This is a genomic window from Nostoc sp. NMS4 (assembly GCF_017115095.1).
Taxonomy (GTDB): Bacteria; Cyanobacteriota; Cyanobacteriia; order Cyanobacteriales; family Nostocaceae; genus Nostoc.
This window is the reverse complement of sequence record NZ_JABXKI010000198.1, coordinates 22595-31410: the sequence shown is the minus strand read 5'-3', so window position 1 is coordinate 31410 and position 8816 is coordinate 22595. Positions and strand designations below refer to the sequence as shown.

The window sequence follows — 8816 nt, the reverse complement described above, 5'->3', positions numbered from 1 at the left end:
CCACCACAGGTAAGGGGGATCATCTGATTCTTTGGGATGAATTTTACAGAATGCTGGTAGTGTATGGATGGTGGGGTTGATAAGTAGGAAGATAGAACATTTGTATTAATGGGGATGAAGAATGGGGTGCGATCGCTACGCTAGTCTTATAAGTGCTAACTCAATGAATCTGACTTTACATCACAAAGCTTCATTTATTAGACCTAATAAATACTGTACTCACAGTTACTAAGACTAGTAAACTTAGATGTTGTGGGCAGTCAGAACGACGGACGACGAGGGTTAAATTTAGGGGTTAGGGGTGTGATCGCATTTTAGGCTATAAGCTGCTAGTCGTCATTCATTTTTCCAGAATGATTCGCTTGTAGTAAGGGCTTCAGCCCTGCCTTTATACAACTTAAATGCCGATTAGCTTATCATCATAAATTCAAGATAAATTCCCGAAAAATTGCCTACTCTTAAGGTTTTTAGTTATGTCATAATACGAGCAATACTCATAATTGTATTATTCCATACCTAATTAAAATCAGGTACAAAGGAAGATTTATGGAAGTTAACCTAATATCTAGCCACCCAAGCCAGGAGCCTTTAATCACTGAAGTTTCTCTTGAAGAAATTACATCAAACATTTCTCAGAACACAAATTTCCAATCACGTCTAAAAAAGAAACAATGCACCTGTGTAATTTGTCCTGATGGTCCTTATCGTGGAGAGTCACGTTGTTGTAAAAATTCCACTGATAAACCATGTGAAGTTGAAGGACCGAAGCGAACTTCGCCTCCTGATGATATTTTATAGAGTAGAAATAATTTCATGTATTGCTTTTGTGATATCTGGATTTTTTGTGCCTTTAGCAAGGGTGTTTAAATCCTCTATGATCTCATCTTTCAATTCTTTATCTGAATCTACGTAGATATTGACATACTGATATGTTTCCTTAGCTTTTTCCAGTCTTCCTGTTTGTAATTGGGCTAAACCTAAAAAATGACGATACTCAAGATTTGCAGGTTTTCGTTGACAAACAATGTCTAAATCTTTTATGGCTTCTTCTTTTTCCCCTTTACTTAATAAAACATCTGCGCGGTAAGCACGCGCTACTACAGCAGAATTTGATTCAGGTTCATAATCGATTATTGTTTTGTAAGCTTCTATAGCTTTATCTGGTAGCTTTAATTTTTCGTAGAGTATGCCTTTATTTAAAAGGTTTTGGTATGGTTTAACATTATATTCAGAAGCTTTTTCATAAGCATTCAAAGCTTTTTGACAAGCCTCGAAAGTCTTTGCACAGTTAGAATCATCAATATTTACCTCAAACATAGAACCCAACAAATAATAAGCTTCTGCTAATCTTTCGGCATTCTCCTCATTGTTTTTACCAAGCTTTCTCTGATCCGCAGTTGCTAATGCGTCTGTGAGTATGTCACGAGCTTTAGGAATTTGGTGGTTCAAGTAATAACTCATGCTCAACCCAAAAGCAGTCATTACACTTATCAAACCTGGAATATCCTGGGTCTGTAAATTATATTCTGAAGCGTTGCTTGAAGGAAATGATAACGCATTTAGATATGGAATCTTTTCTTTTATTCCCTCTAATTTAACCTCAAACAATATGCTATCGCGGCCTCCCCAAATAACTATTGTCGCGTTTAGGTTCTTTCCTAGAGTTTGGGCTTCTAATGGGTTATGAACTGTTTCATTAGCAAGACAAACCTCGACTGAATCTGCATTTTGAGCATCCTTTTTAAGGATTTCAAATAATCGATCTTCTGTTCGCAAAATATTTTTTGCATCAACACCAGTATTGTAGAAATTAGCAATGACAATTTTATTGACTGTTTCCTGTGTTTGAGACATAGTTTTACACTGATAGTTGTTTGAGGGCGTTGCATGATTTTGCATAACAATAAATACACCTCCCAAGACAGGAAGTAAAGCAATACTAGCTAATATCCAAGGACGGTTACGCCAATATCGAAAGCGTTTATTCGGGGTCAGAATTAGTGGCGGAATAGTCAGTTCAGTCCAAGCGGTTGCTATTACTTTTATTGGGATCATAAAAGCAACTTTGGCTTCTGGACGCTTTTGGTCGGCTGCTACAGCCATCCCGACTACGCCATTTAGGTGTTGATCCCAAATAGGCGCACCACTGAAACCAGGTTCTAAACGCACTCCTGTTTCTTTAATATCTTCTATTTGTATCCAGCCAGTCCCTTGGCGTCCGCGTATTACACCAGTCGCTTCTAACCCGTCATCATGTCCAGCCGGAAACCCAAAAGTCCTAAAGGAATGGCCGCGTAAATCTTCTTCTATTATTAAATCTACGGGTTGCGCGGTTTTTGGAACAGTACCATTTAATTCCAATCCAGCAATGTCTTCTTTACCATTAACTGAGGTAGAACCTTTCGGCGGAACTGGCCGCCAAAAAACTACTCTTCCAGTTAAACTTTCTTCTGAGGCGATGAGAGGAAAGTCTAGATACACAACTTCAGTAGGTCTTTTTTGAGTGTCCCAGGAAATTTCTAGTGCATCAGCAACCACATGGGCGCAAGTGATAACATAGTTTTGAGATACTAGAAAGCCAGCACCGACAACTACTCCGTTAGACTTGCGAATTCGGACAATTGCTGTTTCAAATCCTGTTGGCATCTATACTGACTTTGGTTTCCATTTAAGGGTGATTTCGTAGTTTCCCTCAATACTAGCACTGGCAATAATCGCCCCAGCTTCAGCGTTCATTTTGATACCAAACTTTACTTCTACTTCATCGGCTGGCTGATTTAAGGTACGAAGCTTATTAATGATAGTGTTGGCTATGGGTTTGATTCCTTCCAAAGCTGTCTCAAAGGTTTGTTCTGCCTTCTGCAATAGATCCTCTTGGCGGCCAATTCTTCCTATGCTATCTTCAGACTCTGGTTTATCTACTTCTACTAAGATGTAGCTACCGTCTTCTAAGGGAAATTGAATTAGACGTTTCACAGATAAAACCTCTGATGTTGATTGTTAAACCACTGACTGCTGAACTTTAGTATTTCTGCTAGTGGTCTGTCCCATTTATTTTGCTGGGTTTTGTTCTATACTAATTCTACAACGATGGTGAGGGGGCGACATGAAAGCTAAAACGTAGACAAAATAAGCTCCATAGCCCTCATACCTCGTAAATAATACGTAAGATCGCAATATTAATCAGGTTTGTGTAGATTGGCGTTTTCGTACAGAAGATGCAAGACTTAAGCTTTCAAAGATTTATCCAACCCATAATATTTAATGGGACAGACCACTAGTACAGCACGGCGGAAATAAGCCACCGATTTGAAATGTCTAAAACCCTTACGTAATGGTAATTACGAATTACGTTAGCGTAGCGTTAGCGAGTCCTCGAGCGTCATTACGAATTACGAATTACGAATTATGTTTGCTTTCTTAGAAAATACAGGACAGTTTACCTATGGATTCTCAGCATCGTCCATCTCCTGATTCTGAACAACAAACGACTTCTAAAAAACACAGGCGCGGCATTGGTGGAATTGGTTGGGCTGCAATTGGTACTGTTTTTTTTGGTAGCTTACTGGCCATCGGTATTCTACCCCGGTTAAGCCAAAAGTCAGAATTACAAGCAGCAGTCAAAGAAGCAAGCACCCTACCCTCAATCAACGTAATCGCTCCCCGTCGCGCTACTGGTGCTACTAAAGTGGAATTACCTGGCAGTGTTGTCGCCCTGAATCAAACAACCATCTACGCTCGCAGTACTGGGTATTTACGGCGGTGGTATGCAGATATTGGCGATCGCGTCCGAGCCGGTCAATTGTTGGCAGAGATTGATTCACCAGACACCGATCAGCAAGTTTTGCAAGCAAATGCAGAGTTAGTCCAAGCCCAAGCTAATGTGTCTCAAAGTCGTGCTAATTTAGCTAAAGGTATTTCTGATTTGAAGCAAGCCCGCGCTAATCTATTGATCGCACGTCAAAGCTGGGATCGCTGGCAAGTTCTTGTTAAGCAAGGTGCAGTACCTCAACAAGATGCAGATACAAAGTATGCTACATATCAGGCTAATCTTGCTAATGTTGAGGCAGCACAAAACACTGTGAGTTCTGACTATGCCAGCATCAAAGCCGCACAAGCTAACGTATACGCAAGTCAAGCAAACTTGCAGCGTAATACTGTATTGCAGTCTTATAAGAAAGTCACTGCTCCCTTCGCGGGAGTGATTACTGCACGTAATGTCAATACAGGTGTTTTAATTTCAGCAGGTAATGGCAACACCAGTACTAGCAACACCAACACTAGCAATAGTAGCCTTTATACTATTGCTGCTTATGACAATCTAAAGGTAAATGTGAGTGTTCCCCAGAGTTTATCGCAGTCACTTCAGACTGGACAAACAGCACAAATTACAGTCAGAGAGTTACCGCAACGAGTGTTTACGGGTAAAGTAGTGCGTACTAGCAACGCCATAGATCCAAATACTCGTACTTTGCTAACACAATTAGAAGTGCATAATTCGGACGCGACGCTGCGACCTGGGATGTATGCTAATGTCAAATTTGCCATTAACCGCACTAATCCTCCCTTTGTTGTGCCAGATAGTGTTTTAGTCGTTAATGCTAAAGGTACGCAGGTAGCAACTGTAAGCAAAGACAACACAGTGCATTATCAAAAAGTTGCTGTTGGGCGAGATTATGGTACTGAAGTAGAAATTACATCAGGTTTGACAGGAAAAGAATCGCTCATTGCAACTCCTACGGTTGATGAAACAGAGGGTTTGCGCGTGCAGCCAGTTGCAGAAAGAAAGTAGACTCATGCAAAAGTCCTTAACACCCCACCCCCTCCCCAAAGCATCGGCTCGGTGTACACACAAGTCGAATTACCCCCCTTAATCCCCCCGATGCATTGGGGGGAAACAAGAAAATCTAGTTTCCTCCCCTTTGCATCGGGGAGGGTTAGGGTGGGGTAAAACCCTGGTTAATCAACTATTTCAGACTTGTGTGTACACCGTAGCCAAAGCATCGGGGAGGGGAGCGTTTGCGTCAGTAAATGCGGGGTGGGGTTCTTTATTTTTGATTTATGCAAGAGGTCTAATGTATCTAAGTGAGGTACAATAAACTCATCAGCGCGATCGCTCACCCGTCAGATAAAGAATGACAAAGCCCAAGAAAGCATTCCCAGAGCAACAAATGTCTATCCCGAAATATTGAGTGCATACTACATTGATACCAATGTAATCTAACTATGTGAGGTAACATGGGTATGTAGTGTGTATGTGTGAGTATGAGTGTGATTCCCGAAAACGTTCTTTTGGCTTTAGCTGAAAAACGGTGCTTGTCTAACAGCGAGATCGAGGTGTTTTTATATGCTGTTCATGGACAATCGCCAAATGCGATCGCTAAAAAATTGGCAATCAGCGCTGAGGCAGTACGCAAAAGATTAAGCGAAGTTTATAAGAAATTTAATGTTATTGGTAGCGGACCAGGTAAGCTCACTAAGTTACAACAAGTTATAGAATCTGAGCATCAAGCATCTTTAGTGAATATTACCCAAAACCGCCAAGATTGGGGTGAAGCGCCTGGTGTCTGCTTTTTTCGAGGACGGATAACAGAATTGTCTCAGCTAAGGCAGTGGCTGATCGAGGATAATTGCCAACTAGTAGCCATATTGGGAATGGGCGGAATCGGCAAAACTGCTTTATCTGTGAAACTGGCAAAGGATGTTCAGGAGAATTTTGAGTATTTGATTTGGCGAAGTCTCCGCAATGCGCCACCTGTTGCAGAGATGTTAGGGAACCTGATCAAATTTTTATCTGATGAGAGGGAAACTGATTTGCCAGAAACCGTAGATGGTAAAGTAACGCTGCTGATTCATTATTTACGAGAGCATCGCTGTCTTATAGTATTTGATAATACAGAAACAATTTTACAAGAAGGCGATCGCGCCGGACAATATAGACAAGAATACGAAGATTATGGTCAACTACTTAGTCGGATCGGGGAAGAACCGCATCAAAGCTGCTTAGTGCTGACATCTCGTGAAAAACCAAAAGAATTTGCTCCTTTAGAGGGAGAAGCATCACCAGTCAGAACTTTATCGTTAATCGGCTTAGAAAAAACAGAAGGGCAAGAAATTCTCCAAGATAAAGGGTTATCTGGCTCACAACAGGAATGGGGGAAACTTGTTGAGAAGTATTCCGGCAATCCTTTGGCATTAAAGCTCGTTTCTGAGCCAATTCGGGAGTTATTTGATGGTGATATTGCTGCTTTTCTGGCTGAAGGAGAGATAATTTTTGGCGACACCCGAAATTTACTAAACCAGCAATTTGAGCGGTTGTCAGAGATCGAAAAAGAAATAATTTATTGGCTAGCAATCAAGCGCGAGTTAGTTTCTCTAGACGAATTGCTAAATGATATTGTGGGTTCCTTGCCCAAAAGGGAAGTGATGGAAGCGCTACAATCACTACGGAGGCGATCGCTAATTGAACAAAGAACGGCACTTTTCACCCTCCAGTCTGTGGTGATGGAATACATGACCGACCAACTGATTGAACAGGTTTGTCACGAAATTACCACTAGTAATATTAGACTATTTATCAGCCATGCTTTAATGGAAGCTACAGCCAAAGATTATATTAGAAACACTCAGATTACCCTAATTATTAAACCAATTATAGATAGGTTATCAACTATTTTTAGATATAATAAAAATATTGAACATCATCTATATCAAATTTTATTATCTCTGCGACAGTCTCCCCAAACAACGGGATATGCAGGTGGAAATCTATTAAATATTCTTTGTCAACTACAAACTGATTTTAGCGGCTATGACTTTTCTAATCTGACTATTTGGCAAGCATATTTACAAAGTATAAATTTGCATGGAGTGAATTTTGCTAATACTGATTTAGCGAAGTCCGTTTTTGCAGAAACATTAGTTAGTATTTCGTCAGTCGCATTTAGCCCCAATGGAAAACTATTAGCTACGGGTGATGCTGATGGCAAAACTTACTTGTGGCAAGCTGAGGATGGAAAACTACTTTTTAGCTGTATTGGACATCGCAGTTGGGTAAAATCAGTTGCCTTCAGTCCCGATGGTAAAACTTTAGCTAGTGGCAGTGATGACCAAACAGTGAAATTATGGGATGTTCGTGATGGTAAATGTCTGAAAACATTGCAGGAACATAGCAATTGGGTCAGGTCAGTTGCCTTTAGTCCCGATGGTCAAACTTTGGCTAGTGGCAGTGAAGACCAAACAATAAAGTTATGGAATGTCCACACCGGCAAATGTCTGATAACTTTGCAGGGAAATACCAATCGAATTATGTCAGTTGCCTTCAGTCCCGATGGTGAAACTTTAGCTAGTTGCAGTGAAAAGCAAACAGTGAAGTTATGGGGTGTTCGTGATGGTAAATGTCTAAAAACATTGCAGGGACATAGTAGTTGGGTAAGGTCAGTTGCTTTTAGTCCCGATGGTGAAATTTTAGCTAGTGGCAGTGATGACCAAACCGTGAAATTATGGGATGTTACTGATGGTAAATGTCTGCAAACCTTGCAGGGACATACCAATCGCGTCTGGTCGGTTGCCTTTAGTCCCGATGGTGAAACTTTAGCTAGCGGTGGCGACGACCCAACAGTGAAGTTATGGGATATCCATAATGGTAAATGCCTGAAAACCTTCCAGGGACATACTAATCGGGTAAGGTCAGTTGCTTTCAGTCCCGATGGTCAAACTTTAGCTAGTGGTAGTGAAAACCAAACAGTGAAGTTATGGAATGTCCAAGATGGTAAGTCTTTGACAACTTTGCAAGGGCATAGCAATCGAGTACGGTCAGTTGCCTTCAGTCCCGATGGTCAAATTTTAGCTAGCGGCAGTGAAAAACAAACAGTGAAATTATGGGATGTCCGTAACGATAAATTCCTCAAAGTTTTGGAGGGGCATAATAGTTGGGTACGGTCAATTGCCTTCAGTCCTGATGGTCAAATTTTAGCTAGCGGCAGTGAAAAGCAAACAATTAAATTATGGGATGTTCACACGGGACAATGCCTGAAAAAATTGCAGGAACATACCAATCGAATTAGGTCAGTTGCTTTTAGTCCTAATGGTCAAATTTTAGCTAGCGGCAGTGACGACCAAACGGTGAAATTATGGGATATTTATACTGGAAAATGTTTCCAAACCTTGAAAGGACATACCAGTTGGGTAAGATCGGTTGCCTTTAGTCCCGATGGTGAAACTTTAGCTAGTGGCAGTGAAAACCAAAGAGTCAGGTTATGGGATATTTATACAGGAAAATGCATCCAAGTTTTAGAGGGACATAGCAATCGGATTAGGTCAGTTACTTTCAGCCCAGATGGTCAAACTTTAGCTAGCGGCAGTGATGACCAAACAGTGAAGTTATGGGATGTTGATACGGGCAAGTGCTTGACAACCTTGCAAGAACATACTAATCGAGTCTGGTCAGTTGCCTTTAGTCCCGATGGTCAAATTTTAGCTAGTGCCAGTGAAGACCAAACGATAAAATTATGGGATGTCTATAATGGCAAGTGCCTGAAAACTTTGCAGGGGGCTAATTGGGTAAAATCAGTTGCCTTTAGTCCCGATGGTCAAACCCTGATTAGTGGTAGCCAAGATGAGACAATTAAGCTTTGGGATGTATCGACGGGTGATTGCTTAAGAATACTGCGATCGCCACGACCCTACGAAAAAATGAATATCACTGGGGTTACAGGCTTAACCACAGCGCAGCTAGTGACGCTAAAAGCTTTAGGGGCAGTGGAAAATGGAGAGCAAAAATAAAAGGTAAAAGAATGAATTTTGCCTTTTTCCTT

General features: G+C 41.1%; 4 protein-coding genes. 2 read left to right on the top strand and 2 right to left on the bottom strand.

The features are described from left to right. Window positions 1–792 precede the first annotated feature (792 nt). Both HWQ37_RS16975 and HWQ37_RS16970 read right to left on the bottom strand, forming a co-directional pair. Window positions 793–2646, bottom strand: coding sequence for a tetratricopeptide repeat-containing S1 family peptidase (locus HWQ37_RS16975; RefSeq protein ID WP_292748895.1), 1854 nt, complete (start codon window positions 2644–2646; stop codon window positions 793–795). After that, window positions 2647–2976 carry a CU044_2847 family protein gene (locus HWQ37_RS16970; protein ID WP_292748893.1) on the bottom strand — a complete coding sequence of 110 codons (330 nt, stop codon included), beginning with the start codon at window positions 2974–2976 and terminating at the stop codon, window positions 2647–2649. 469 nt (window positions 2977–3445) lie between these two features. Between HWQ37_RS16970 and HWQ37_RS16965 the strand changes: the two genes are divergently transcribed. After that, complete coding sequence (locus HWQ37_RS16965; protein WP_292748891.1) at window positions 3446–4792, top strand: efflux RND transporter periplasmic adaptor subunit; 1347 nt, start codon at window positions 3446–3448, stop codon at window positions 4790–4792. A gap of 473 nt (window positions 4793–5265) precedes the next feature. Then, window positions 5266–8784 carry a WD40 domain-containing protein gene (locus tag HWQ37_RS16960; protein WP_292748901.1) on the top strand — a complete coding sequence of 1173 codons (3519 nt, stop codon included), beginning with the start codon at window positions 5266–5268 and terminating at the stop codon, window positions 8782–8784. Window positions 8785–8816: the final 32 nt, after the last annotated feature.